22 protein-coding genes are annotated in these 25,336 nt (G+C 73.0%); 13 read left to right on the forward strand and 9 right to left on the reverse strand.

Going from position 1 to position 25,336, the window contains the following annotated elements; genetic code table 11:
* Positions 1-4 precede the first annotated feature (4 nt).
* The 8 genes from VF202_10250 to VF202_10285 form a co-directional block, all read right to left on the reverse strand.
* Positions 5-322: a V-type ATP synthase subunit F gene (locus tag VF202_10250; GenBank protein ID HEX7040485.1), complete on the reverse strand. Its 318-nt coding sequence runs from the start codon at positions 320-322 to the stop codon at positions 5-7.
* A gap of 1 nt (position 323) precedes the next feature.
* Positions 324-1,334, reverse strand: a complete 1,011-nt coding sequence (locus VF202_10255; protein ID HEX7040486.1) for a V-type ATPase subunit — start codon at positions 1,332-1,334, stop codon at positions 324-326.
* Between the two features lie 3 nt (positions 1,335-1,337).
* Positions 1,338-1,928: a V-type ATP synthase subunit E gene (locus VF202_10260; GenBank protein ID HEX7040487.1), complete on the reverse strand. Its 591-nt coding sequence runs from the start codon at positions 1,926-1,928 to the stop codon at positions 1,338-1,340.
* Positions 1,929-1,930: 2 nt separating this feature from the next.
* A complete protein-coding gene (locus VF202_10265) occupies positions 1,931-2,242 on the reverse strand; it encodes a V-type ATP synthase subunit K (protein ID HEX7040488.1) in 312 nt (103 codons plus the stop codon).
* Positions 2,239-4,227: a V-type ATPase 116kDa subunit family protein gene (locus VF202_10270; protein HEX7040489.1), complete on the reverse strand. Its 1,989-nt coding sequence runs from the start codon at positions 4,225-4,227 to the stop codon at positions 2,239-2,241. Before VF202_10270 ends, VF202_10265 begins: the two co-directional genes overlap by 4 nt.
* The gene (locus VF202_10275) at positions 4,224-4,544 is read right to left on the reverse strand and encodes a V-type ATPase subunit subunit G family protein (GenBank protein ID HEX7040490.1); all 321 of its coding nucleotides are present in this window, start codon (positions 4,542-4,544) and stop codon (positions 4,224-4,226) included. The genes VF202_10270 and VF202_10275 overlap by 4 nt, the downstream gene beginning before the upstream one ends.
* 217 nt (positions 4,545-4,761) lie before the next feature.
* The gene (dnaG, locus tag VF202_10280) at positions 4,762-6,582 is read right to left on the reverse strand and encodes a DNA primase (GenBank protein HEX7040491.1); all 1,821 of its coding nucleotides are present in this window, start codon (positions 6,580-6,582) and stop codon (positions 4,762-4,764) included.
* A gap of 50 nt (positions 6,583-6,632) precedes the next feature.
* The gene (locus VF202_10285) at positions 6,633-7,175 is read right to left on the reverse strand and encodes a phosphoribosyltransferase family protein (GenBank protein HEX7040492.1); all 543 of its coding nucleotides are present in this window, start codon (positions 7,173-7,175) and stop codon (positions 6,633-6,635) included.
* Between the two features lie 99 nt (positions 7,176-7,274).
* Here VF202_10285 and ruvB point away from each other — a divergent pair, with 99 nt between their 5' ends.
* The 5 genes from ruvB (at position 7,275) to VF202_10310 (ending at position 13,159) form a co-directional block, all read left to right on the forward strand.
* Positions 7,275-8,276, forward strand: coding sequence for a Holliday junction branch migration DNA helicase RuvB (gene ruvB, locus VF202_10290; protein HEX7040493.1), 1,002 nt, complete (start codon positions 7,275-7,277; stop codon positions 8,274-8,276).
* Between the two features lie 70 nt (positions 8,277-8,346).
* Positions 8,347-9,411: a response regulator gene (locus tag VF202_10295; protein ID HEX7040494.1), complete on the forward strand. Its 1,065-nt coding sequence runs from the start codon at positions 8,347-8,349 to the stop codon at positions 9,409-9,411.
* A gap of 359 nt (positions 9,412-9,770) precedes the next feature.
* A complete protein-coding gene (locus VF202_10300; GenBank protein ID HEX7040495.1) occupies positions 9,771-11,054 on the forward strand; it encodes an ABC transporter substrate-binding protein in 1,284 nt (427 codons plus the stop codon).
* 168 nt (positions 11,055-11,222) lie between these two features.
* Positions 11,223-12,317, forward strand: a complete 1,095-nt coding sequence (locus tag VF202_10305; protein HEX7040496.1) for a sugar ABC transporter permease — start codon at positions 11,223-11,225, stop codon at positions 12,315-12,317.
* The gene (locus VF202_10310) at positions 12,314-13,159 is read left to right on the forward strand and encodes a carbohydrate ABC transporter permease (protein ID HEX7040497.1); all 846 of its coding nucleotides are present in this window, start codon (positions 12,314-12,316) and stop codon (positions 13,157-13,159) included. Before VF202_10305 ends, VF202_10310 begins: the two co-directional genes overlap by 4 nt.
* 82 nt (positions 13,160-13,241) lie before the next feature.
* Here the strand turns inward: VF202_10310 and VF202_10315 are convergent, their stop codons facing one another.
* On the reverse strand, positions 13,242-15,215 hold the full coding sequence (locus tag VF202_10315; GenBank protein ID HEX7040498.1) for an acetoacetate--CoA ligase: 1,974 nt from the start codon (positions 15,213-15,215) through the stop codon (positions 13,242-13,244).
* A gap of 23 nt (positions 15,216-15,238) precedes the next feature.
* Here VF202_10315 and VF202_10320 point away from each other — a divergent pair, with 23 nt between their 5' ends.
* The 8 genes from VF202_10320 to VF202_10355 all read left to right on the forward strand — a co-directional run bounded on the left by VF202_10320 (position 15,239) and on the right by VF202_10355 (position 25,330).
* Positions 15,239-17,104 (forward strand): ABC transporter transmembrane domain-containing protein, encoded by a 1,866-nt coding sequence (locus VF202_10320; protein HEX7040499.1) that lies wholly within the window; start codon positions 15,239-15,241, stop codon positions 17,102-17,104.
* 5 nt (positions 17,105-17,109) lie between these two features.
* Positions 17,110-19,173 carry an excinuclease ABC subunit UvrB gene (gene uvrB, locus VF202_10325; protein HEX7040500.1) on the forward strand — a complete coding sequence of 688 codons (2,064 nt, stop codon included), beginning with the start codon at positions 17,110-17,112 and terminating at the stop codon, positions 19,171-19,173.
* Positions 19,170-20,822, forward strand: coding sequence for a hypothetical protein (locus VF202_10330; protein ID HEX7040501.1), 1,653 nt, complete (start codon positions 19,170-19,172; stop codon positions 20,820-20,822). The genes uvrB and VF202_10330 overlap by 4 nt, the downstream gene beginning before the upstream one ends.
* 46 nt (positions 20,823-20,868) lie before the next feature.
* Complete coding sequence (locus VF202_10335; protein ID HEX7040502.1) at positions 20,869-21,360, forward strand: CarD family transcriptional regulator; 492 nt, start codon at positions 20,869-20,871, stop codon at positions 21,358-21,360.
* The gene (gene rsmA / locus VF202_10340; GenBank protein HEX7040503.1) at positions 21,357-22,229 is read left to right on the forward strand and encodes a 16S rRNA (adenine(1518)-N(6)/adenine(1519)-N(6))-dimethyltransferase RsmA; all 873 of its coding nucleotides are present in this window, start codon (positions 21,357-21,359) and stop codon (positions 22,227-22,229) included. Before VF202_10335 ends, rsmA begins: the two co-directional genes overlap by 4 nt.
* Before the next feature lie 94 nt (positions 22,230-22,323).
* Positions 22,324-23,268, forward strand: a complete 945-nt coding sequence (locus tag VF202_10345) for a carbohydrate kinase family protein (GenBank protein ID HEX7040504.1) — start codon at positions 22,324-22,326, stop codon at positions 23,266-23,268.
* Positions 23,269-23,528: 260 nt separating this feature from the next.
* The gene (locus VF202_10350; GenBank protein HEX7040505.1) at positions 23,529-24,482 is read left to right on the forward strand and encodes a S41 family peptidase; all 954 of its coding nucleotides are present in this window, start codon (positions 23,529-23,531) and stop codon (positions 24,480-24,482) included.
* Positions 24,479-25,330, forward strand: a complete 852-nt coding sequence (locus VF202_10355; GenBank protein ID HEX7040506.1) for an MBL fold metallo-hydrolase — start codon at positions 24,479-24,481, stop codon at positions 25,328-25,330. Before VF202_10350 ends, VF202_10355 begins: the two co-directional genes overlap by 4 nt.
* The last annotated feature ends 6 nt before the right edge of the window (positions 25,331-25,336 follow it).

Genomic DNA, 25,336 nt, shown 5'->3' on the forward strand with positions numbered 1-25,336 from the left:
CCTGTCAGTCAAGCTTGATGTCGAAGCCGATGGCGCTGCGCACCAGGTCCTTCATGTACTGGGTGGCGTCGTCCTTCTCGCCGAAGGCCGCGCCGAGCGAGGGGACGCTGAGGAGGACCGGCAGGTCGCGGCCGCGCATCGCGCGCTCGGTGGCGCGCACCGGGTCGGGGACGAGGCCCTCGTCGACGGCGACGAGCGCGTAGTCGTCCGAGCCTATGAGCTCCTCGAGCGCCTGCACGGCGTCGTCCCGCGTGGCCTCGCGCACCTCGACGCCCGCCAGGCGGTAGCCGGTGGCGGTCTCGGCGTCGGTAAGCACGACCATCCTAGGCACCTTGCAGCTCCTTCTCGAGGGCGGCGCGCGGCACGCCGTAGTACTTGCCCCGCGCCAGCAGGCGCACCTTGGCGGCCTCCGCCTCCTTGCGCCTGAGGAAGTCGACGACCACCCCGATGTCGAGCGGGTCGGCGGCGAGACGCCGCGCGCTGCGGTCGAGGACCGCCCGCACCGCGGCCTCCGCCGCGCTGAGGTCGCCCGCCTCGGCCACCGCCGCGAAGCCGGTGTTGGCGAGCGCCTGCAGGGCGCCCTCGCTGCCGTCGAGCATGATCGCGTCGAACAGCGTGGCCGGGACCTCCTGCCCGCCGGGCACGAACAGGTCGCGGTCGGCGCCGCGTCCCCGGAGCTTGAGCGCGGTGAGGAGGTTGGTGGCGTCGATCTCGCGCTGGAAGTGGCGCTTGAGGTCGGCCGGGGCGCCGACCTTCTCGGCCCGGCTCAGCAGCGCCCGGTAGTAGGCCTTGTCTAGCGCGAGCTCGAGCGCGTAGAGGTCCTTGTCGTTCTGGTAGCGCCGCGACGCCGCGAGGAAGGCGCGCCCGAGCTCGTTCCTGCTGAAAGCTAGCACCTGGGCCGCGGCGGCGATGTCCGCGGACGCGGCGGCCTCCTCGAGCAGGGCCGGCTTGAGCTCGCCGGCCGGGAAGAGCGAGCCGCGGATCTCGTCGGCGTCCTTGCCGGCGTGCTTGCCGCGCGCTATGGCCTTGACGTTGGCGAGGTCGTAGCGGAGCAGCAGGAGCCCGATGAGCTCGCGCGGCTTGCCGTCGGAGAACGAGAGCAGGCTGCGGGCCGTACCGTAGAAGTTCCGCGCCACGGCGCCGTCGACGGCCGCCAGGCCCTCGTGGCGGGCCTGCGCCTCCTCGAGCTCGCGCATGTAGGGCGACTGCGAGAGCGTCGAGAGGAAGGCCCGGAAGTCCGTGTCCTCGAGCGCCGCCTGGGTGAAGGCCGGCCCGAGGAGCTTGGACTTCATCCCGCGGACGCGGGCGTTGATGTAGCCGAGGTCGCGCGGCATGGCCTACTCCGCCTTGGCGCCGAACAGGGCCTTGGAGACCTCCGCGGCCAGCTCGCCGGCCATGGCGTCCAACCTGTCGTAGAGGGTGTTCTCGACGGCGCTGCGGCGGGTGGTGCGCACGCGCACCCCGCCCCGGACGTCGTCGGCGGCGCGGACCTCGGCGCTCACGCCGCGGCTCGCCAGCGCGCTCCTCGCCAGCTCGACGTCGGCGGGAGCGACCTCGACGGACGCGACCCCCACCTCGCGCGCGGCGGCCAGCGCCTCGTCGAGCAGCTTCTCGAAGACGCCGGGGTAGCGTCCCTGGTCGGTGACGAGCGCGTCGAGCTGGCGCCGCACCTCCTCGAACACGCTCCTCACGCCCTCGTGCTGCGCCCGCAGCCGGATCGCTGAGGCCTCGAGCTGCGCGGCCGAGCGGGCCCGCACCAGGCCGGCCTCGCGCTGCGCCTTGGCGCGGCGCTCCCTCTCGGCGACGATGGACTCGGCTTCGGAGCGAGCCGCCTCGGTGATCTTGGCGGCGCGCTCGTTCGCTTCCGACAGGATGGCCTCGATCTCGGTGCTCGCCTCCTTGGCGAGCAGGGTCGAGAGGTCGGCCATGGTTAGCCGCCGATCTGGTTGTTCAGGAAGAACGCGATGACGAAGCCGAAGATGATCAGCGTCTCGGGGATGACCAGGTAGATCAGGATCTGACCGAAGGCCTCGGGGCGCTCGGCCAGGGTGCCGGCGCCGGCCGAGCCGATGGCCGACTGCGCGATGCCCACGCCGATGGCCGCCAGGCCGATCGCCAGGCCCGCACCGACGCCGATGAGGCCGGCGCCGACGCCGGGGCCGCCGGCTTCCTGGGCGAGCGCGATACCGCCGAGGAACGCGAACACCGCGAGGCCGAGTAGAACGCGTGCGACTTGCTTCATGACTTTCCTCCTACCAACCGCAGGGGGTTGTATGGCGTGCCGGCCTCGTCGTAGAAGCCGAACTTGGTGAAGAACTCGACATACTGGAGCCTCAAGGGCTGCAGCGTATGCCCGATGATCGTGAGGGCGATCGCCAGGGCGTGGACGACGAGCGCCACGGCGATGCCGAGGATGGGACCGATCACGGGCAGCACGCCGGCGAGGCCGAAGCCCAGGTCGGTCGAGAGGTTCGCGACCAGCGCGGCCGAGAGGCCGACGGCGAAGAGTCGCAGGAAGCTCAGGATGTGCCCCGAGTTCGAGATGATCTCGAGGAGCATGAGCGGCATCTTCGCCAGCACCGCGCACGCCACGAAGACGAGCAGGCCCAGGCCGGCGATCGTCATCGTGAGGGCGCCGAGGTTGCCGGAGAGGTAGGCCCAGGCGAACACGATGATGCCGGACAGGCCGGCGAACATGCCCACGCCCTCGTAGACGTGGCCCATGTCGTGGTGCTTGAGCCCTTCCCTGACCCTGATGGCCCAGCCGAACAGCACCTGGAAGATGCCGAAGCCGAGCGTGATGAGCAGCAGCGGCGTGAACTCCTCGACGCGGAACAGGAGGATCTCGATGAGGCCGTGCGCCTCGCCGTGACCTCCCGCGTAGAACACCGGCCGGGCGGGCGGGAAGTGCTCGAGGAAGTTGCCGAAGAACTCGCCGAAGACGAAGCCCCAGGCTACGGCCCAGGCCGAGCACCAGAGGATCACGGTGCTTATGGGCGCCAGCAGCTGCGGCGGGATCGTGATGCCGAGGGGCCCCAGGCCGAGGGGCTTGCCCTGGGCGCCCCGGCGCCTCAGGAGGAGGGCCAGCACCGCGAAGACGAGGCCGAAGCCGATGTCGCCGAGGACGATGCCGAAGTAGAGCGGGAAGAAGACCGCCAGCGTCCAGCTGGGGTCGAAGCTGCCGTAGCGCGGCGGGGCGAAGAGGGCCAGGAGGCCCTGGAACGGCCGCACCCAGGCGGGGTTGTCGAGCTTCACGGGCACGCCGGTGTCGTGGTGCTCGTCGGCGGGCCGCCACGCGACCGCGACGTCGCCGCCGAACTGGCCCTCGAGGCTGCGCAGCACGTGCTCGCGGGCGTCGGAGGGGACCCAGCCCCGCAGCGCGAACCCGTAGCGTCCCTCGAGGAGGTTCTCGGTCGCCGCCAGGCGCGCCGTGACGTTGCGGGCGTGGAGGTTGAGCTGGGCGAGGCGCTCGGCGTGCTTGGCCGCCAGCTTGCGCAGCTCCTCCTCGACGGTGGCGAGGCGCCGCGGCACGACCTGGGAGCGCTCCTCCATGGAGTGCGTGGCCTTGGCGACCCCCTGGTCCTGGTAGCGCTCGGGCAGCTGCAGCTCCGAGACGCCGGCGCGGGCCAGCGCCGAGCGGAAGTTCGCGGCGTCGCCGCGCATCACCGCCGCGACGACGAGCGCCTGGCCGCCGCGCGGCCGGCGCGCCAGCACGAAGCCCTCGCCGAACTCGGAGCGCAGGCGCCGCTCCAGGTCCTCCAGGTCCGACTCGTCGGCCAGGAACGCGGCGCCGGCCAGGTACCGCGACGACTCGACCTGCGCCAGCATGGGGGCCAGGTCGCGCATCAGCGGCAGGTAGGTCTCGATGAGCTCGAGCTCGTCGCGGAGCTCGGAGCGCTCGGCGACGAGGCGGTCGATCTGCTCCCCGGCCTCGCGCACCTCGGCCTCCGCCGCGGAGGCGTTCGTCACCGCCGGGCCGCGCGCGGCCGCGGCGGCGTCGATGCCGAGCACGTCGAGCAGCGCGGTGGAACGCGACAGCACCCTCTCCCAGGCCTCGCGCTCGGCGAGGTCGCCGCCGCGCAGCCTCATGGCCTGGAGGGCCTCCTCCTCGGCCTCGGGCGCCAGCCGCGTGACCTGCATGACGCCGAGCCCCTGCAGGGCGGCGAGGACGTCCTTGGCGACGGAGCGGCGACCGACGACGGTCACCTGGTCCATCCGGGCGATCACGGCAAGATCTTCTCCAGGACCAGTGCGGCCGCCGCCGCGCGGTTGGCCGCGGCCTTGGCCGCGAGAGCCTCGGCGGCCTCCTTGGCGGCGGAGAGGACGCTCTGCTTGACGGCCTCCTCCTCCTTGCGGCCGGCTTCCAGCTCCGACTGGGCGAGGGCCTCGGCCTTGGCGCGCGCTGCCTCGAGGATCGCTGCGGCCTCCGCGTTCGCCTTGTCGACGGTGGCCTTGGCCTTGGCCTTGGCCTCGTCGACCTTGCTGACGAGCTTCTTCTCCTGGGCCAACAGGTCCTGCAGCAGTCGTTCACCCTGTGCTTCCAAGCGGCCCTCCCTCCTCACGCGTCCTGTCGTGACCCAAGCGGGCGCACGCCTCGAGTCTGTGGCTGGCGGACATAGAAAAGGGCGTTCATCTCGCCCTGAACGCCCCAGACGTTTCTCGTGACGAAGATAACAAGCGTACTAGGGGGTGTCAACGAGACATTAGTCCCTTGACAGCACGGCCAGGACGTGCCGGAGGCGACCTGGGAGAGCTCCCCTCTCATCTCCGCCTCACGCGCGACCGGCGCTCCGCCTCGCGCGCCGCCAGCACGCCCTGGATCTCCTTCAGCTCGGCGTAGAGGTCCTCCAGCCTCTCGCCCCCGGGCGCTTCGCCGGCCGCGAGGATCCGCGCGATCTCGTCGCGCCGCCTCAGCAGCCGGGCGCGCGTGTCCTCCTTGAGGCCCTCGAGCCGCAGCTCCCGCAGGCGCGAGAGGGCGCGGCCGAGCCTGACGTCGACGTCGCCGAGGTCCTCGCCGTCGTCGGCCTCGCCGACGAGGCGCTCGAGCACGTAGGCGCCCTCCGGCCGCGCGGTCACGGCGGCCAGCACGGCGTCGGCGTCGTAGTCGAGGCGGCGGCCGACCTCGACGAGGTGGGCCAGGGGCGAGCCGTCCTCGTCGGCGGCGCCGGGCACGGCGGCCTCGACCTCGGCGAGCCGCTCGCGCAGGTAGTCGGGCTCGAGCAGCACCAGCGAGACGACCTCGGCCTCGACGCGCCTGACCTGGTCGAGCTCGACGCGCTGGCTGCGCATCCCGCGCACCTCGGCCTGGCTCACGCGGCGCCGGTCCCGCGCGCCCAGCCACTCGTCGAGGCGGCGGGGCTCCACGCCGAGCCTGTCGACGACGAGCCGGCGCATCTCGTCGGCCACGGGGTCGAAGAGCGTGCGCGGCCGCAGCACGTCCTGCAGCTCCTCGAGGATGGCGGCCTGGCCCTCGAGCGTGGCGGGGTCGTGGCGGCCGATGACGCGCTCGAAGCGGAACTCCACCTCCGACACGCCCTCGTCCAGGGCCCGCCTGAACTCCTCGAGGTGGCCCCCCAGCACCGCCTCGGCCGGGTCCTTGCCGTGCGGCACGCTCACGGCCTTGACCACGAGGCGCCTGCCGACGGCCTGGTCGAGGCCGGACAGGATGGCCCGCTGGCCGGCCTCGTCGGCGTCGAACGCTAGATAGACCGTTCTAGCATCGAGCCGCTCCAGCGCGTCTGCCTGCTCGGCGGTGAGCGTGGCGCCGAGGGCCGCCACGGCGTTCGTCAGGCCCGCCTGGTGCAGCGCCATCACGTCCGTGTAGCCCTCGACGACGATGACCTGGCCCGTCTCGCGTATCGCGGCGCGCGCCCTGTCGAGCCCGTAGAGCAGCTCCGACTTCCTGAAGACCTCGGACTCGGGGCTGTTGAGGTACTTCGGGCTCCCCTCGCCGAGCACGCGGCCGGAGAAGCCCACCACGCGGCCCAGGGCGTCCTTGATCGGGAAGACGATCCTGTCCCTGAACCTGTCGTAGCGACGCCCGCGCTCGTTCTCCACGACGAGGCCGAGGGCCACGAGGTCGTCCTCGCGCACGCCCTTGCCGAGCATGTGCCTGAGCAGGGCGTCCCACGAGTCCGGCGCGTAGCCGACCTCGAAGGCCTCCACGGTCTCCTCGGCGAGGCCGCGCCCGGCCAGGTAGTCCCGCGCCGGACGGCCCAGCTGGGAGCGGAAGAAGGCCAGCGCGAGCTTGTTGACGTCGAGGAGGTCGCGGCGCTTGCCCGCCGCCTCCGAAGGCGGCGTGACCTCGACGCCGGCCCTGGCCCCGAGGAGGCGCAGCGCCTCGGGGAACGACAGCGCCTGGGTGCGCATGACGAAGTCGAAGACGTCGCCCTTGGCCTGGCAGCCGAAGCAGTAGAAGAAGCCCCTGTCGACGAGCACGTGGAAGGACGGCGTCTTCTCGGAGTGGAACGGGCACAGGCCCTTGAGCCGCCCGCGCCCGGCCGGCCTGAGGCTCACGACCTCGCCGACGACCTCGGCGATGGGGAGCCTCTCCCTGATCAGCTCCTTGGCGTCCCGGCTCACGGACAGCACCTCTCCTCGCCCCCGCGGGGGCGGCGCCCCGCCCCCGCGCCTCAAGCCCCGGCGGCGGCCGGGAAGAGGGGCAGGTGGCCGAGCGCGGTCACGTCGTCGCGGCCGTTCCCCTCGGTGAACACGACCAGGGTGCCCACGACCTCGGCACCGACGCTCTTCAGCAGGTCCTTGAGGCCGTCGAGCGTGCCGCCCGTGGAGACGACGTCGTCGACGATGGCCACCCGCCTGCCGGCGAGGCGCTCGACGTCGTTGCCGTCCAGCACGAGGAGCTGCGGCTTGCCGGTCGTGATGCTGACGACCTCCCGCGTGACAGGCGAGACCATGTACGGCTTCACCGTCTTGCGCGCCACGACGTAGGGCAGGCCGGTCCTCACGCTCAGGGCGTGCGCCAGGGGCACGGCCTTGACCTCCGGCGTGACGAAGCCCTCCACGCCCGGCGGCAGCCGCCGCGCCAGCTCGTCGGCGGCGACCTCGGTGAGCTCGGTGTCCCCGAGCAGGTTGAGCAGGGCCACCGACACGCCGCCCACGTCGACGACCGGCAGCTCCCTCTCGATCCCGCCCACTGTGATGCGGTGCGTAGGCACTTCAGCCAGCCTCCCGTGCGTCGCCGCCCCGGTCGCCCGGGGCGGGCCGACGAACATGCAGATTACCGCGACCGGGCCGCCGGCATGCCCCGTGGTACGATGCGCGTCGTGGAGGACGTACGCTTGCGCCCTACCACCTTGGCCGAGTACGTAGGGCAGGCGCGCCTCAAGAAGAAGCTGGCGGTCTACCTCGAGGCGGCGCGCGAGAGGGGCGAGCCCCTCGACCACCTGCTCCTCTACGGACCGCCGGGTCTGGGCAAGACCACCCTGGCGCACATCGTCGCCCACGAGATGGGCGTGGGGATACGCGTGACCTCGGGACCGGCGATCGAGAAGCCCGGCGACCTGGCCGCGATCCTCACGAACTCCCTCGAGGAGGGCGACGTCCTGTTCATCGACGAGATCCACCGCCTGAGCCGCGTCGCTGAGGAGCACCTCTACCCCGCGATGGAGGAGTTCAAGATCGACATCGTGCTGGGCCAGGGGCCGGCGGCGCGCTCCATAAGGCTCGAGCTCCCGCGCTTCACGCTGATAGGCGCGACGACCCGGCCGGGCCTCATTACCGGCCCGCTGCGCAGCCGCTTCGGCATCGTCGAGCACCTCGAGTTCTACACGGGCGAGGAGCTCGCCGAGGGTGTGCTGCAGGACGCCAGGCGGCTCGGCTTCGCGATCGACGACGACGCAGCCCTGGAGATCGGCCGACGCTCGCGCGGCACCATGCGCATCGCCAAGCGCATGCTCAGGCGCGTGCGCGACTACGCCCAGGTGGCGGGCGACGAGCGCATCACGCTGGGGCGCACCCGCGCCGCGCTGGAGTCCCTCGGCATCGACGACGCCGGCCTCGACAGGCGCGACAGGGCGATCCTCGACGCCATCGTCCACAAGTTCGTGGGCGGGCCCGTGGGCCTCGACACGCTGGCCACGGCCGTGGGCGAGGACCGCACGACGCTCGAGGAGGTGTACGAGCCGTTCCTCATCCAGATGGGGCTGCTCCAGCGCACCGCCAGGGGCAGGGTCGCCACCGAGGAGGCGTACCGGCACCTCGGCCTGCCGGTCCCGGTCGCGGACGCGCCGCTGTTCGGCGAGGCCGGCGCGGGGTGAGTACCTAGCGGGAGACTTATCCCTCATCGCCGCGGCGCCCGGCTTGGCACCCTGTCGTTAGGGTGAGAGCGTGATCGAGGGCAGCCTCCGGAACGTCCCGCTAGCCGACATCTTCCAGGTCATCGCCACCGGCCAGAAGTCGGGCGTGCTGACGGTGCAGCGCGGCCAGGCGCGCGCCCGCATCTACTTCGACCAGGGGCGCATCGGCTACGCCCACGTCACTCCCGGCGTGCACCTCGGCGAGATCCTCGTCCGCATGGACCTCCTCACCGCACACGAGGTGCAGGAGCTCCTGAGGAGGCAGCACGCCGAGAACCCCGGCACGCAGCTGGGCGAGATGGCCGTGCGCCTCGGCCTCCTCAAGCAGGAGGACCTCCACCAGGCCATCGACCGTCAGGTGCTCGAGGTCGTCAGCGACCTGCTCACCTGGTCTGAGGGCCACTTCTACTTCACCGACACCCCCACGGAGGCGACGCAGCAGAGCCTCGACCACAGCGTCGACGCCATGAGCCTGCTCATCCAGGTGGCGGCCAGGCAGGAGCAGTTCGCCTCCACCGACGTCGGGCCCGATGCCGTCTTCACGCGCGCCGGCGACCCCACCCGCGTGGACATGCCGCCGGGCGGCTGGGAGGTGCTGGCCTCCGTCGACGGAAGGCGCTCGGCCCGCACGATCGCGGCCGAGCTCGACCTGACCGAGCGGCACGTCTACCACCTCCTCGGCGAGCTGGCCAGGCTCGGGGTCATCGAGCGCATACCCGTGGCCGCCGACGACCCGCTCGTCCTCGTGGTCTCCCCCAACACCGCCCTGCAGCGCCTCATCAGGCTCGGCCTGCAGCGCGCCGGCTTCACCGCGGCGGCCGTCTACCGCTACGACGAGACCGAGCGCGCGATCGAGGAGCACCACCCGAGCGCCCTCGTCGTCGACGACGACCGCGTCGGCTCGGCGTGGGAGGTCGTGCGCGAGCTGCGGCGCCGCCCCGCCCACGCCCACGTGCCCGTGCTGGTGCTGGTCGACGAGCAGCCGCGCCCCGGCCTGTTCCGCCGCCTCCCCCGCGCCGAGACGCTGCTGAAGCCGTTCCACGAGCTGCGCCTGCAGGAGCTCGTGAGCCGCATGGTGGGCCGCAAGGCGACCTGACCGGCGGGACAGCCGTCGCCCGACCCGACCGGCGGGCGCGCCGCTAGGCGACCCGCACCCCGCGAAGCCGGCCGGCCCGTGAGGCCGCCACGCGAAGCCGGCAGGGCCGAGCCCGCGTTCGCGCCGTGCCGGCCGGGCAGAAGACCGCGTCTTCGCGTCCGGCACGAACCCCGCGCGCACGTGAGGTTTGCCACTCACGACGACCGCTGCTATCATCGGGGCGCCAATCGCTCGTCCTAGCGCCGGGCGGCGCGTCCCGCCGCCGTCGCTGCCGCCGCCCCTCCCGGGCGCGGGCCGACGGCGACGCTGCAGCGCGGGCGTGCTCGCACCCGCCGGGCGGGCCACGAAGGGAGTCCAGCATGAAGAGGTTCCTACTCGCTGCGGCGGTCCTGTTCTTCGTCGGGACCAACGCGCTGGCGCAGGAGGAGCAGGTGACCATCGTGGTCGCCACGGGCGCCGTGGGGCAGGAGCTGGAGCTCACCCGCGCCGCGGCCCAACGCTACATGGAGCAGCACCCCAACGTGACCGTGGACGTCATCGAGACGCCCGACCTGTCGAACGACCGCCTCGGGGTCTACCTGCAGGTGTTCGAGGCGCAGTCGCCCGACATCGACGTCATGCAGATCGACGTGATCTGGCCCGGCGACCTGGCCGAGCACCTGGTGGACCTCTACGAGTACGGCGCCGAGGAGGTGGTGGACCAGCACTTCCCGGCGATCGTCGAGAACAACACGGTCGACGGGCGCCTCGTGGGCATCCCGTGGTTCACCGACTCCGGGCTCCTCTACTACCGCACCGACCTCCTCGAGAAGTACGGCTACGACGCCCCGCCCACCACCTGGGACGAGCTCGAGGAGATGGCCCAGACGATCCAGGACGGCGAGCGCGCCGAGGGCAACCCCGACTTCTGGGGCTTCGTCTGGCAGGGCAACTCGTACGAGGGCCTCACCTGCGACGCCCTCGAGTGGATCGCCTCCAACGGCGGCGGCACGATCATCAGCCCCGACGGCCAGGTGACGATCGACAACCCGGCCGCGGTCGAGGCCGTCGAGCGGGCGGCCGGCTGGGTGGGCACGATCTCGCCCGACGGCGTCACCAGCTTCGGCGAGGAGGACGCCCGCAACATGTTCCAGGCCGGCAACGCGGCCTTCATGCGCAACTGGCCCTACGCCTACAGCCTGGGCAACGCGGAGGACAGCGCGATCGCCGGCAAGTTCGACGTGGCGCCGCTCCCGGCGGGCGCCTCGGGCAACGGCGCCGGCACGCTCGGCGGCTGGCAGCTCGCGGTGTCGCGCTACAGCGAGCACCCCGACATCGCCGCCGACGTGGCGCTCTACCTGGCGTCGCCGGAGGAGCAGAAGATCCGCGCCGTCGAGGGCAGCTTCCTGCCGACCGTCATGTCGCTCTACGAGGACCCCGAGGTCCTCGAGGCCGCGCCGTTCTTCGGCCGGCTCTACGACGTGCTCATCAACGGCGTCGCGCGCCCCTCGACGGTGGCAGCCCCGAACTACGCCCAGGTCTCGCAGGCGTTCTACACGGCGGTCCACGACGTGCTGACGGGCGCCTCCACGGCCGAGGACGCGCTGGCGCTCGCCTCCCTCGACATCCAGGACATCACCGGCCTGGAAGCCGGCCAACCCTGACGCTGCCGAGAGTCGAGCTGAGCGTCTGACTTCAGACGGGGCCGGGCCTGCCGCGAGCGAGCCCGGCCCCGCGTCGCACGGGGCCTCGCGGACCGAGAGGGACGCGGGGCGCAGGGGAAAGGAACGAGAGTGGAAGGGAGCCTACCGGCATCCTCGGACCGCGAGGGGGTGCTCACGCCTCCGAGGACGGCCACGGCGCGGAAGAGGGGCCCGTCGCGCCTGGCGCGCGCCGAGGCCCGCACCGCCTGGCTGCTGCTGCTGCCGACCTTCGTGATCCTGGCCGTGATCGCGTTCTACCCGTTCTCGCGGGTGGTCACCTCGAGCTTCACGAACGCCCGCTTCGCCAGCGCCAACGCCGAGACCCGCTACGTCGGCCTGGCGAACTACCGCGCGCTCCTCTCGATGACGATCAGGGAGCTGCCGCGCGTCGTCGACGATGACGGCCAGCCCGTGCTGCGCGACGGCGAGCCCCAGTACGAGAGCTGGGTGCGGGTGCTGCCGCGCGAGCCCCTGCGCTACCGCGCCGTCTTCGAGTTCTCGCTGCTCGGCCGGCGCTACGTCGTCGGCGCCGTCACCGCCCCGTTCGTCAGGGCGATCTGGGACACCAGCGTCTTCACCGTCATCGCGGTGTTCCTCGAGACAGTGCTGGGCATGGTCATCGCCCTCGCCCTCAACACCGAGTTCCGCGGGCGCGGGCTGATGCGCGCGGCCATGCTCGTGCCCTGGGCCGTGATCACGGCGGTGAGCGCGCGCATCTGGGAGTGGATGCTCCAGCCCACCCGCGCGGGCCTGTTCAACGCGCTCGGCAGCTACCTGGGCATCAGCGACGGACGCACCGACTTCTTCGGCAACCTGACCCTGCAGCTCCCCAGCATGATCGCGATGGACGTCTGGAAGACCACGCCGTTCATGGCGCTGCTGCTGCTCGCCGGGCTCTCGACGATCCCCTCGGAGCTCTACGAGGCTGCCGAGGTCGACGGCGCCAGCCGGCTCAGGCAGTTCTTCACGATCACGCTGCCGCTCCTGAGGCCCACGCTGGCCGTGGCCCTGGTCTTCAGGACCCTCGACTCGCTGCGCGTCTTCGACATCTTCCAGGTCGTGCTCGGCAACCGCCGCTTCTCCATGGCCAGCTACACGCAGGACCTGCTCATCAGCCAGCGCGACATGGGCACCTCGTCCGCCGCCTCCGTCGTGATCTTCGTGATCATCGCGATCTTCGCCGTGCTCTACATACGCATGCTCGGCCAGAGGAGCCTCGAATGACCCGCGCTGCCAGGCGCGCCGTCGGGCGCGCGCTCTTCTACGTGCTCATCGCCGCGATCTTCGTCTACCTTATGTTCCCCTTCTACTGGGCGATCGTCTCGGCGCTGAAGACGCAGTCCGAGCTGATCAGGACGCCGGCCACGCTGTGGCCGACGAACCCGGTCCTCGACAACTTCAGGTCGGTGCTGTCGAACGACCGCTTCCTCAGAGCCCTCCTCAACTCGACGATCGTCGCGAGCTCGGTGACGGTCCTCTCGCTGGTCGTCGGCTCGTTCGCCGGCTACGCGCTGGGCAAGATGCGCTTCGCCGGCAAGACCCCGTCGCTCTACGTGATCCTGGCGATGACGATGTTCCCGCAGATCGCCGTCCTCGCCGGCCTCTACGCCGTGATCAGGGTGCTCGGCATGCCGTCGATACCCAGCATGATCCTCTCCTACATGCTCTTCACGCTGCCGTTCACGGTGTGGGTCCTGACCTCGTTCTTCCGCGGACTGCCCGACTCGCTGCTCGAGGCCTCCCGCGTCGACGGCGCCACGCTCTTCCAGGCGTTCCGCCTGGTGCTGCTGCCGCTGACGGCGCCGGCGCTCGTCACCACGGGCCTCCTCGCCTTCATCCAGGCGTGGAACGAGTACCTGTTCGCGCTGACCTTCACGGTCATCGACCCGCCGGCGCGGACCGTGCCCGTCGCCATCGCGCTGTTCACGGGCGAGGTCGCCAGGCAGGAGCCCTTCGGCGAGATCATGGCCGCCGCGATCATCGTGACGATCCCGCTCGTCGCGCTGGTCCTGATCTTCCAGCAGCGCATCGTCGCCGGGCTGACGGCCGGCGCCGTGAAGGGTTAGGAGCGGGCCCAGGCGGGGGCGCAGGGCCGTCTGAGGGTCCCCGGTCGCCCTCCGCCCGCTGCCGCCGCGCGGCGCCGGCGGGCTAGGCCCGCGCCGCGGCGGCCTTTGCCGCGATCTCCTCGAGCACCTCGGGGTTCGCCACGACCTCGGCGTTCTCGACGGGCTGGCCGTTGACGAGCTTGGCGACGGCGATCTCCATGGGCTTGCCGCTGCGCGTGCGCGGCAGGCCGGAGACCTGCAGCACGACCCGCGGCACGTGCCGGGGCGAGGCGCCCTCGCGGACCGCCCGCTTGACGCGCGCCTCCAGCTCGCCGGTGAGCTCCACCCCCGGACGCAGCACGACGAGGAGCCACACCTCCTCGTCGCTGGCGACGCCGCCGGCCAGCTCGGGCCCCACCTTCCGCCCCACGGCCGCAGCCTCCACGACCTCCGGCACCGCCTCCAGCGCGCGGTAGACCTCGGCCGTGCCGATGCGCACGCCGCCGGGGTTCAGGGTCGCGTCGGAGCGTCCGTGCACGACGATGCCGCCGTGCGCCGTGAACTCGATCAGGTCGCCGTGCCGCCACACGCCGGGGTAGGTGGAGAGGTAGGCGGACCGGTAGCGCGCGAAGCCCTCGTCGCCCAGCAGCCGCAGCGGCATCGAGGGCAGCGGCTGCCGGCAGACGAGCTCGCCGGGCCTCCCCGTCACCGGGCGACCGTCGTCGTCGAAGGCGGCCAGGTCGACGCCCAGGCCGGGACGCTGGATCTCGCCCGCGTAAACCGGCAGCGTCGGCACGCCCAGCATGAAGCAGCCGACGATGTCGGTGCCGCCCGAGATGCTGGCCAGGTGCACGTCCTCCTTCACGCGCTCGTAGACGTAGCGGAACCCGCTCGGGGAGAGCGGCGAGCCCGTCGAGGTGATCGTGCGCAGCGCCGACAGGTCGCAGCGCTCGCCCGGCCGCGCGTCGGCGGCGGCGAGCCCGTGGAGGTAGCGCGCGGAGGTGCCGAACAGCGTGACGCGGTGGCGCTCCGCCACCTCGAACAGGGCCAGTTCGTGGGGATGCACGGGCGAGCCGTCGTAGAGCACGACCGCGGCGCCGCAGGCCAGCGACGACACCAGCCAGTTCCACATCATCCAGCCGCAGGTCGTGTAGTAGAGGACGACGTCGCCGGGACGCACGTCGCAGTGCAGCGCCAGCTCCTTGACGTGCGTGAGCAGCGCGCCGCCGGACCTGTGCACCAGCGCCTTCGGCAGCCCGGTCGTGCCGGAGGAGAACAGCACGTAGAGCGGGTGGTCGAAGGGCAGGTCCTCGAGCACCGGCTCGCCGCCCTCGCCGAGGAAGGCGTCCCAGGTCACGAAGCCGGCGGGGACGGCGTCGGGCAGGCCGGGGTAAGGCACCGCCACGGCCGGCACCCCGCCGAGCGCGTCCCGCAACCGGGTCGCCGTGCCGGCGGTGTCGAAGCGTCTGCCGCCGTAGAGGTAGGCCGTCGTGGCGAACAGGGCCTTGGGGCCGAGCTGCGCGAAGCGCGCCGCCGCCGCGTCCGGCCCGAAGTCCGGCGAGGCGGACGCGAACACGGCCCCCAAGCCCGCGCAGGCGAGCAGCAGCGCCAGCGTCTCCGGCAAGTTCGCGGCCAGCGCCACGACGTGGTCGCCGCGCCCCACGCCCAGCCGCCTCAGGCCCGCCTGTACGCGCGCCACCAGGTCGAACAGCTCGTCGCGCGAGAGCGTACGCTCCGCGCCGGCCTCGCTGACGGCCACCACGGCCGGCGCCCCGCCGTCCACAGAGTCCGGCGGCCTGAGCAGCGCGCGGGCGTAGGAGAGGGTCGCGCCCTCGAACCAGCGCGTCAGCGGCATGGGGTCGCCCGAGCGCACGCGCGAGGGAGGAGTCGCGAAGGGCAGGCGCAGGTACCGCGCCAGGAAGCCCCAGAACGCCTCGGGCTCCCGCACCGACCAGGCGTGGAGGGCGTCGTAGTCGGGGAGGCGCACGCCGTGCTCGGCCTCCACGGCGCGCCGGAAAGCCTCCATGCGCGACGCGGCAGCCCGCTCCTGCGTCGGGCGCCACAGGGGCGTGGTCACGGACCCGAGTGTACCCTTGGCTGATGACCTTCCCCCGTTCCGGACGCGCCCCAGGGACCCGCGCCGGCGGCCGCCGGGAGGGCGGGCGTCCTGGTCGCGGGCTCGACCTGGCCCCGCTGCGCCGGCTCGCCGCACTCGCGCGGCCCCACGCCGGCTGGCTCGCGCTCGGGGTCGCCAGCGTCGCTTTCGCCGGGGTGATCGGCCTGGCGTTCCCCCTGGTCGTGCGGAGCCTGCTCGACGCCGCCTTCGCGCCGGGAGCGGCGCCGGGCGCCGCACGGAGGGCGCTCGACGGCGCCATGCTGCTGCTCGTCGCGCTGATGCTGGTCCAGGCCGGGTTCAACTTCCTGCGCACCTACAGCCTCGGACGCGTCGGCGAGGCCGTCGTCGCCGACCTGCGCAAGGCCGTGTTCGGCCACCTCATAGGCCTGGACGTGCCGTTCTTCACCGGCCGCAAGACCGGCGAGCTCGTCTCGCGCCTCACCGCCGACGTCGCCACGGTCCAGGCGGCCGTCTCCCAGGCCCTGGCGCAGCTAGTGAACCAGGGCATCACCCTGCTCGGCGGCCTCGTGCTCCTGTTCGTGCTCCAGCCGCGGCTGACCCTGGTGATGCTCGCCGTGGTGCCGCCAGTGGTCGTGGCCGGCGCCGTCTTCGGGCGCGGCCTGCGGCGCGCCAGCGCCGAGTTCCAGGACCGCCTCGCCGCCGCCAGCGCCGACGCCGAGGAGGCGATAGGCGGCGTGCGCGTGGTCAAGGCGTTCGGCGCCGAGGAGACCGAGCGACGCCGCTACGCCGCCGGCGTGGACGCCGCCTTCCGCGCGGGCCTGAGGCGGGTGCGCCTCCGCGCCCTGTTCATCCCGGCCGTGCTGCTGTGCGCCTTCGCGGGCCTGGGCACCGTGCTGTGGTACGGCGGGCGCCTCGCGCTCGCCGGCCAGCTCTCCTCCGGCGACCTCGTGGCGTTCCTGCTGCTCACGATGTTCGTGGCCGGCTCGCTGGGCACGTTCACCGGCCTGTGGTCGCAGCTCCAGGAGGCGTCGGGCGCCTCGCAGCGCGTCTTCGAGCTCCTCGACGCCCGGCCCGAGCTGCCGGTGGACCCTGACCCCGTCCGCCTCCCGAGCGCGCGCGGCTCCGTCGCCCTCGAGGACGTGAGCTTCACCTACCCGGGCCGCCCCTCCCCCGCCCTGGCCGGCGTGAGCCTCGCCGCCGAGCCGGGCAGCGTCGTCGCCGTCGTGGGGCCCAGCGGCGCCGGCAAGAGCACGCTGCTGTCGCTCCTGCTGCGCTTCGCCGACCCCACGTCCGGGCGCGTGACGCTAGACGGCGTCGACCTGCGCCGCCTCGACCCCGGCGACCTGCGGCGGCACGTCGGGTACGTGCCCCAGGAGACCGTGCTGTTCTCCGGCTCGGTCGCCGAGAACCTGCGCCTGGCCAAGCCCGACGCGTCGGACGACGAGCTGCGCGCCGCCGCCGAGGCCGCCGACGCCCACGCCTTCATCGCGGAGCTGCCGCAGGGCTACGACACGCCGGTCGGCGAGCGCGGCGTGAGGCTCTCCGGCGGGCAGCGCCAGCGCATCGCCATCGCCAGGGCCCTCCTCAAGGACCCGCGCGTGCTGCTCCTCGACGAGGCCACCAGCTCGCTCGACGGCGAGTCGGAGGCCGCGGTCCAGCGCGCCCTCGCCCGCCTGATGGCCGGCCGCACCACCGTCGTCGTGGCGCACAGGCTGGCCACGGTCGTGAACGCCGACAGGATCTACGTGCTGCACGCCGGACGCGTCGTGGACGCCGGCACGCACGCCGAGCTGCTGGCCCGCGGCGGCCTCTACCGGGCGCTCTTCGCCTCGCAGGCCGAGGCCGGCATCACCGGCGACCCGGAGGCCCGCCGAGCCTTATATGATTAGTGGTCATGCCTCTCGAGGTCAGGTCGCCTTACGAGCCCAAGGGGGACCAGCCCGAGGCCATCGCCGGGCTCGTCGAGGGCCTCAACGACGGCCTGCGCTTCCAGACGCTCCTCGGCGCCACCGGCACGGGCAAGACGTACACGATGGCCAAGGTCATCGAGGCCGTGCAGCGACCCGCCCTGGTGCTCGCGCCCAACAAGATCCTCACGGCCCAGCTCGCGTCGGAGTTCAAGGAGTTCTTCCCCGACGCCGCCGTCGAGTTCTTCATCTCGTACTACGACTACTACCAGCCCGAGGCGTACGTGCCGGCGCGCGACCTGTTCATCGAGAAGGACGCGAACATCAACATGGAGCTGGAGCGCCTGCGGCACTCCACGACGCGCAGCCTCCTGACGCGCAAGGACGTCATCGTCGTCGCCTCGGTCTCGGCGATCTACGGCCTCGGCTCCCCTGACGAGTACGAGAAGCTGCACCTACTGCTCGACGTCGGCCGCGTCCTGCCTCGCGACCAGATCCTCGGCACGCTCGTGACGCAGCAGTACGAGCGCAACGACATCGAGCTGCAGCCCGGCCGCTTCCGCGCGCGCGGCGACGTCATCGAGGTCTGGGCCGCCTACGAGGAGCAGCCGCTGCGCATCGAGCTGTGGGGCGACGAGATCGACAGGATCACGCTCATCGACCCGCTCACCGGTGACGAGACCGCGGAGCTGCAGAGCACCACGGTCTTCCCCGCCAGGCACTACGTGACCCCGCACGACAAGCTGCAGCCGGCCATAGAGGCCATCGAGCGGGACCTCGAGAGGCAGCTCGACTACTTCGAGAGCGTCGGCAAGCTCCTCGAGAAGCAGCGCCTGCGCGAGCGCACGCTCTACGACCTCGAGATGCTGAGGACCCTCGGGTACTGCAACGGGATCGAGAACTACTCCCGCTACCTCGAGAACAGGCCGCCCGGCTCGGCGCCGAACACGCTGCTCGACTACTTCCCCGACGACTTCGTCGTCTTCCTCGACGAGTCCCACGTGATGGTCCCGCAGATCAGGGGCATGTACAACGGCGACAGGGCGCGCAAGCAGACGCTCGTGGACTACGGCTTCAGGCTCCCCGCTGCGCTCGACAACAGGCCGCTGAAGATGGAGGAGTTCCTCCAGCGCGTCGGCCAGGTCGTGTTCGTCTCCGCCACGCCCAACGAGGAGGAGCTCTCCCTCTCCGACCAGGTCGTCGAGCAGGTGATCAGGCCCACGGGCCTCGTCGACCCGGCCGTGCACGTCAAGCCGAGCCGCGGCCAGATCGACGACCTCCTCTTCGCCGTGCGCGAGCGCGCCGAGCGAGGCGAGCGCGTGCTGGTCACGACGCTCACGAAGAAGATGGCCGAGGACCTCACCGAGTACCTGGCGGCCCAGGGCGTGCGGGTGCGCTACATGCACTCGGACATCGACGCCGTCGAGCGCCAGGTCATCATCAGGGACCTGCGTCTCGGGCACTTCGACGTCCTGGTGGGCATCAACCTGCTGCGCGAGGGCCTCGACCTCCCCGAGGTCAGCCTCGTGGCGATCCTCGACGCCGACAAGACCGGCTTCCTGCGCAGCGAGCGCGCGCTGATCCAGACGATCGGCCGCGCGGCGCGCAACGTCAACGGCGAGGTCTACCTCTACGCCGACGAGGTGTCCGAGGCGATGGCCGCGGCGATCGCCGAGACCGAGCGCCGGCGCAACAAGCAGCTCGCCTACAACGAACGCCACGGGATCACGCCCGAGTCGGTGCGCAAGCGCGTGCACGAGGTGATCCGCGGCGAGGCCGAGGCCGAGGCGGAGGGCCCGCCGCCACGCCTCGACCCGTGGGAGCGCGAGCTGGCGTTCGACGACCTGCGCCAGGAGCTGGCGCTCCTGGAGAACGAGATGTGGGCCGCCTCGGAGTCGCTCGACTTCGAGCGCGCCGCGGCGATCCGCGACCGCATCCGTGAGATCGAGGCCAGGCTGCAGGGCAAGGACGTCAAGGTCGCGACGATCCCCGGCAAGCAGGCGCGCAGCTCGACGGTGGCGGCCCCGGCGGCGCGGAAGGCCTCGGCGTGAGGACCCGCGCCGCGTCGCGCGCGCCGGGTACGCGGCGCGCGCTCACCTCCCGCGTGCTCCTCGCCTCACCGAAGCTCGGCGCGCCCCCGGCCGCGAGGCGACCGCCGCGCGGGCTCGCCCTGACCCTCCTCCTCGCCGCGACGCTGGCGTCGGCCCAACCCTACGCGGCCGACGGCGGCTTCGGCGAGCCCGTCCGCGTCTCCTCCGGCACGCTGCCGGTGGTGGCGGCCGCCGCCGGCGAGGGCGCCGCCTACGTCGTCACCGCCGACGAGTCGGGGGTGATCGCCTTCGCCGCGCCGCCGGGCGACGCCGGTCCCCTGCGAGTGGCGGAGTCGAGCACCGTGCGCGGGGTGTGGGCCACCGTGTCCGGGGGCGAGCTCGCCGTCGCCTGGGTCGAGCGCGACCGCGCCACCGGCCAGACGCGTCACTGGCTCACCTACCGCGGCGAGAGCCACCTGCTGTTCACGCACACCCAGGAGACGCCTCTGGTCGTGGGCCCCGGAGCCGACGGACCCTGGGTGCTCGCACCGCTGCGCGAGGAGGAGCAGGCGCGCCTGACGCTGTTCACGTGGCGCGGCGGCGCCCCGGTGCGCGACGAGGTCCTCTACGCCACCCACCGCTCCGTGCGCGGCGCTTACGCGCTCGACGACCCGGACCCCGGCGCACCCGGACCGGCCTGGGTCGCCTGGCTCGAGGGCGAGACCCAGATGACGCCGGTGGGCCTGCGCTCGGAGTGGAACGCCTACGTCATGCCGGCCGCCCCCGGCGCGCCCGTCGCCGACCTCGGCCTGGCCGACGTCCTCGACGAGAGGCAGACCGTGGCACTCGGCCGCGGCCAGGACGGCGCCGTGCTGGCACTGTGGCGGGCGCAGGAGGCGAACCTGCAGGCGAGCCGCGTGGAGAGGGCGTCGGGCAGGCTCGTGGTGACCGACGAGGTGGACCTCGGCGAGGTCGGCAGGCCCGTCGCCTGGAGCGGCGGGGAGGCCTACTGGCTCGAGGGGCCCTACCTGCGGCGCGCGGCGCCCTTCGCCGGCGGCGAGCCGGTGAGCGTCGCCTGGTCGCCGGTGCTGGTGGCCGAGGCGTCCCTGGCCGCGCCGGCGGACGGCGGCGCGGTCACCCTAGCCTGGTACGGGCGAGCCCAGGGGGGCGAGGTGAGGGTGTACGCCAGCGACGACAGCGCCCCGTTCGAGCCCGGCTTCGTCGACCGCCTGGCGGCGTCGATGGGCTGGAGCCCGTGGAACGTCTGGGAGGAGGCGGCCGGTCAGGCGCTGACCGCCGTCATCGTCGGCGTGGTGGCCGCGATAGCCGTGGCACCGGCGCTGTTCCTGGCCAGCCTGCTGCTGCCGCGCCTCCCGGGGGTCAGGGTGCGTCCGGTCGCCGCCGGCGCCGTCCTCGGGATCGTGCTGCCGTCGCTGCTCGTGGCCCTCCTGGCCTGGCGCGTGCCGGGAGCCACCGCGGGCGCCGGCTCGCTGCTGGGCCTGCCGGTGTCCCTGGCCGTCGGGGCCCTGGTGGGCTACCTCGCCACGCGCCGCGGCGACCGCGAGGCGCAGCTCCACGTGCTCGTCTCCTCGGCCGTCACCGTGCTGGTCGGGCTGACCCTGTGGTCGTTCGCCTACTACCGCACGTGGGCGCCTTTCGTCGGTCTCTGACGGCTACCGCGGGCCGAGCCGGGCCCGTGTTACGCTGTAACGCACTGTGACGTTCAAGGTGGGTGACCACGTCGTCTACCCGTCCCAGGGGGCAGGGGTGGTCCAGGAGCGCACCACCCGCGTCGTGCTGGGCGAGACGCACGAGTACCTCAAGGTCGTCTTCGTCAGGGGCGACATGGAGGTGCTGGTGCCCCTGAAGAAGGGCGAGGAGGTGGGCCTGCGGCACACCGTCGAGGCCGACGAGATCGGCCGGCTGCTCGACGCGATCCGCGAGGCCGACCTGACGCTCCCCAACCAGTGGCCGCCCCGCTTCCGCGCCGAGCAGGAGATCCTCTCCACCGGCAGCGCCTACGACCTGGCGCGCCTGATCGGCGTCCTCGCCAAGCGGGACGTCGAGAAGGGCCTGGCAGCCACGGAGCGCGAGGTCCTGGAGAACGCCAAGACGATGCTCGCCAGCGAGCTGGCCGTGGTGCAGGACATCCCGCTAGACGAGGCCGAGAGGCAGCTCGACGAGGTCATCGCCTTCCACGGCACTTGAGCCGCGCCGCCACGGGCGGGCCGCTCACGAACCGCTCGGTCGTGCGCGACCTGCTGGAGCGCCACGGGCTGGCGGCCGACAGGTCCTTCGGCCAGAACTTCCTCGTCGACCCCTCGGTGCTGAAGGCGGTGGTCGACGCGGCGGACGTGACCGGGCGCGACACGGTCCTCGAGGTCGGGCCCGGCCTCGGCACTCTCACCCGCGAGCTGGCCGCGCGGGCCAGGCGCGTCGTGGCGGTAGAGCTCGACGCCCGTCTCCTCCCGGTGCTCGAGGAGACGCTGGCGGGCCTGACGAACGTGGAGGTCGTGCACGCCGACGCCCTGAGCTTCGACCTCTCGACCCTGCCGGAGGGCTGCGTGCTGGCCGCGAACCTGCCCTACAACGTGGCCACGCCGGTCATCGCCCGCGCGCTCGAGTCCTGCCGCTTCGCGCGCCTCGCCTGCCTCGTGCAGCTCGAGGTGGGCGAGCGCCTCGTCGCCCGTCCCGGCGACCAGGCCTACGGGGGCCTGTCCCTGCTGGTGGCGCACTTCGCCCGCCCGCGCCTGGTACGCACCGTGCCGCCCGGCGCGTTCGTGCCGGCACCGAAGGTGCGCAGCGCGGTCGTCGCGCTCGAGGTCGAGCGCGACGCGCGTCCGCGCCCCGACCTCTTCGCGCTCATCGCGGCCTCGTTCGCCCACCGGCGCAAGACCCTCAAGCGCAACCTCGTGATGGCCGGCTACCCGGAGGACGAGGTCGACGCCGCGATCGCCGCCGCCGGGCTCGCCGCCAAGGTGCGCGCCGAGCGCCTCGGCCTCCCCGAGTTCGACGCGCTCCTGCGCTCGCTGGGACCGGTCCCGCGCCGCGACAGGACGCGCGCGAGCGGGGATTAGAATGGCCCGGCAACCTAACGCGCCTGGCTCGGCGGCCGGAGGACCGGTCCGTCGCCCGCGCATGCCGCCCGGCGGCCCTAGGAGCGGAGCCTAGATGCCCAAGTTCCTCGTGGTCGGCGACGCCACAGTCGACCAGATGTACTTCGTCAACGAGTTCCCCGAGCCAGGCGGCGAGGTCAGCGCCGTGCGGGCCGTGCTGGAGCCGGGCGGCTCGGGCGGCACCGTGGCGACCGTCCTCGCGCGCCTCGGCAACGACACGCGCATCGCCACGCGCGTGGGCATCGGGGCGTTCGCGGAGCTGGCGCTGCGCAACGCCGTACAGGCCGGCGTCGACCTGCGCCTGGTGCAGCGCGACGAGGTCCACCAGACGAGCAGCGTCACGCTCATCGTCACGCCCGACGCCCAGCGCACGATGATCAGCGCCGCCGGCGCGAGCCGCTACCTCGACTCCGCCGCCCTGCGGGCCGAGGACGTGGCAGACCGCGACGCCCTCGTGCTCAGCGCCTACTCGCTCATCGGCGGCAGGCAGAAGGAGTACGCGCTCCGCACGCTCGAGCTGGCGCGCGAGCACCGCCTCACCGTGTTCGTCGACCTGGGCACCACGGCCGTGCTCGCGCTCGGCGCGCGTCTGCTCGACCACGTCGCCGAGGCCGACTACCTGCTCATGAACGAGTACGAGCTCTACGCGCTCACCGGCCAGTCCACGATCACCGGCGCCGTCGCCAGCCTGCGCGACGCCGGGGTGGAGAACCTGGTCGTGAAGGTGGGCGAGAACGGCTCGATCCTCTTCACGTCGGAGCTCTCCGAGCTGGTCGAGGCGCACGACGTCGACGGCGTCGTCGACAGCACCGGCGCCGGCGACTACTACACCGCCGCCTTCGCGCACGCCGTCATGAGCGGGTACGACGTCCTCACGGCCGCCCGCATGGCCAACGTGGCCGGCGCGCTGAGCACGACCAAGGTGGGCGCCCAGTCTGTGGTGTTCGACGCCGCGCGCCTGGAGGAGGCCGGGGCCGCGCTGGCCACGGCGCCGGCGTGAGGGTCCGGCCACACGGCGCGACGGCTGCTCGCATGGAGGCCGCCTCGAGGCCGCAGGACGCCGGCCGCGCGGGGGCAGTCGTCGTACCGCTCGCCGTCCGTGCACGGCACGCCCTCCTCGCACCGCTCGCCGTCCGCGGTCGCGCGGCGGCCCTGGCGCTGCTCGCCGCCGCGCTCGCCGCCTGCTGCCCACCCGCCGTCTCGTCCAGCGCCGCGGCCCCGCCAGCGGCCGCGGGCGCGCCGACGCGGGGCGCCGCGTCCGTGAAGGTCCAGGAGCGCACCTACGCGCAGCGCTTCGAGAGCGCGTGGCGGCTCGTCGACGAGCGCTACTGGGACCTCGACCGACTGGGCGTCGACTGGGTCGAGGTCGGCGAGCGCTACCGCGCGCGCCTCGGCGAGGTGGAGACCGACGACGACCTCTACGACCTCCTCGAGGCCATGTACCGCGAGATCGGCGACCAGCACTCGGTCTACGTGAGGCCGGAGCGGGTGGACGAGGTGAGGCGCACCTACGGCGACCTGCCCTGCCTGGCGCTCCTCGACCTCGAGGCTTCCCGGCCCGGGGCGGGCCTCGCGCTGGCGCTGCCGGCGGCGGGCCTGGCCCAGGCCGGTGATGGCGTCGTCACCGACCGGATCGGTCCCATCGGCTTCGGCGTGACCGCGGCCGGAGACCGCCGCGTGGGCTACCTCCGCGTGCGTGACCTCGCCAGCGACGGCGTCGCCGAGGGCGTGAGGCAAGCGACGGCCCGCCTCGCGAGGCAGGGCGCCGACGCGCTGGTGCTCGACCTGCGCGGCAACCCCGGCGGGAGGCTCGTGACGATGATGCAGGTGGCCGGCGTGTTCACCAGCGGCTTCCTGTGGCGCGCGGTGCTGAGCTGGTCGCTGCCCATCCCCTACCCGGCCGTCGGCGAGCCGGTGACGGACCTGCCGCTCTACGTGCTCGTCGACCGCGACGTGAACAGCGCCGCCGAGGGACTGGCCGGCGCCCTGCAGGACGCGGGCCGCGCCACGGTGGTCGGCGAGCGCACGGCCGGCAACGTCGAGGCCGTGCTGCCCTTCTGCCTGCGCGACGGCTCGCAGGCGTGGATCGCCACCGGCGTGCTGGCGCCCCTCCTCGGCGCGACGTGGGAGGGGCGCGGCGTCGAGCCCGACGTCGCCGTCCCACCGGAAACCGCCCTCGACGCGGTGCTCGAGCTCGTGCGGGAGGGTCGATGACGCACGCCGCAGAGAGGGTCAGCGAGCACGTCTGGCGCGTGCCCGTGGCGGTGGCCACGCTGCCGCCCTACGACCACACGAACGCCTACGTGATCGCCGACGGCGGCGTGGGCCTGGTGGTCGACCCCGGGTCGCCGCTGGCCGCTTCGACCGACGCCATCGCGTCGGCGCTGGGTGAGGCCGGGGTGCGGCTCGTGAAGGGCATCGTCCTCACGCACGGCCACCCCGACCACTGGGAGGGCCTGGCGGCCGCGCTGGAGCGCTTCGACGCGCCCAGCGTCTACGTGCACGCCGCCGAGGCGGAGCGCGTGGCCGTCGACGCCCGCAAGGTGCTGGTCACGAACGACGTCGTGATCACCGTCGGCGACCTCGCCGTCGAGCTGATCCACACGCCCGGGCACAGCCCCGGCCACCTCTCCGCGGTCGTGCGACCGCCCCACGGTCCGCCCGAGGCGGCCCTGGCCGGCGACCTGGTCGCCGCCACGGGGTCGGTGTGGGTCGGCAAGCCCGAGGGCGACGTCGGCGCCTACCTGGCCAGCCTGGAGCGCCTCATCGCGGTCACGCCCCCGGTGCTCGGCACCGGGCACGGGCCCGTCGTCACGGACCCCGTCGGCAGGCTGAAGGAGCAGCGCGCGCACCGGCTCGAGCGCGAGGAGCAGGTGCTGCGGGCGCTCCAGGCGGGGCCGCTCGACGCCTCCGCCGTGACGCGGACCATCTACCCGGGCGCCGACGGGCAGCTCCGCGACCTCGCCAGGCTCTCGGTGCTGGCGCACCTCGACAAGCTCGAGGCTGAGGGCCGGGTGAGGCGCCTCGGCGACGGCGACGAGGCGCCGTTCGCGCTGGCCTAGTCGCGC

The organism is Trueperaceae bacterium, from assembly GCA_036381035.1.
Classification (GTDB): domain Bacteria; phylum Deinococcota; class Deinococci; order Deinococcales; family Trueperaceae; genus DASRWD01.

Coding starts and splice junctions, on each gene's coding strand:
- VF202_10250 (HEX7040485.1), bottom strand. CDS start 322: ATGGTCGTGCTTACCGACGCCGAGACCGCCACCGGCTACCGCCTGGCG.
- VF202_10255 (HEX7040486.1), bottom strand. CDS start 1,334: ATGCCGCGCGACCTCGGCTACATCAACGCCCGCGTCCGCGGGATGAAG.
- VF202_10260 (HEX7040487.1), bottom strand. CDS start 1,928: ATGGCCGACCTCTCGACCCTGCTCGCCAAGGAGGCGAGCACCGAGATC.
- VF202_10265 (HEX7040488.1), bottom strand. CDS start 2,242: ATGAAGCAAGTCGCACGCGTTCTACTCGGCCTCGCGGTGTTCGCGTTC.
- ruvB (HEX7040493.1), top strand. CDS start 7,275: ATGCGCGTCGTGGAGGACGTACGCTTGCGCCCTACCACCTTGGCCGAG.
- VF202_10300 (HEX7040495.1), top strand. CDS start 9,771: ATGAAGAGGTTCCTACTCGCTGCGGCGGTCCTGTTCTTCGTCGGGACC.
- VF202_10310 (HEX7040497.1), top strand. CDS start 12,314: ATGACCCGCGCTGCCAGGCGCGCCGTCGGGCGCGCGCTCTTCTACGTG.
- VF202_10320 (HEX7040499.1), top strand. CDS start 15,239: ATGACCTTCCCCCGTTCCGGACGCGCCCCAGGGACCCGCGCCGGCGGC.
- uvrB (HEX7040500.1), top strand. CDS start 17,110: ATGCCTCTCGAGGTCAGGTCGCCTTACGAGCCCAAGGGGGACCAGCCC.
- VF202_10345 (HEX7040504.1), top strand. CDS start 22,324: ATGCCCAAGTTCCTCGTGGTCGGCGACGCCACAGTCGACCAGATGTAC.
- VF202_10355 (HEX7040506.1), top strand. CDS start 24,479: ATGACGCACGCCGCAGAGAGGGTCAGCGAGCACGTCTGGCGCGTGCCC.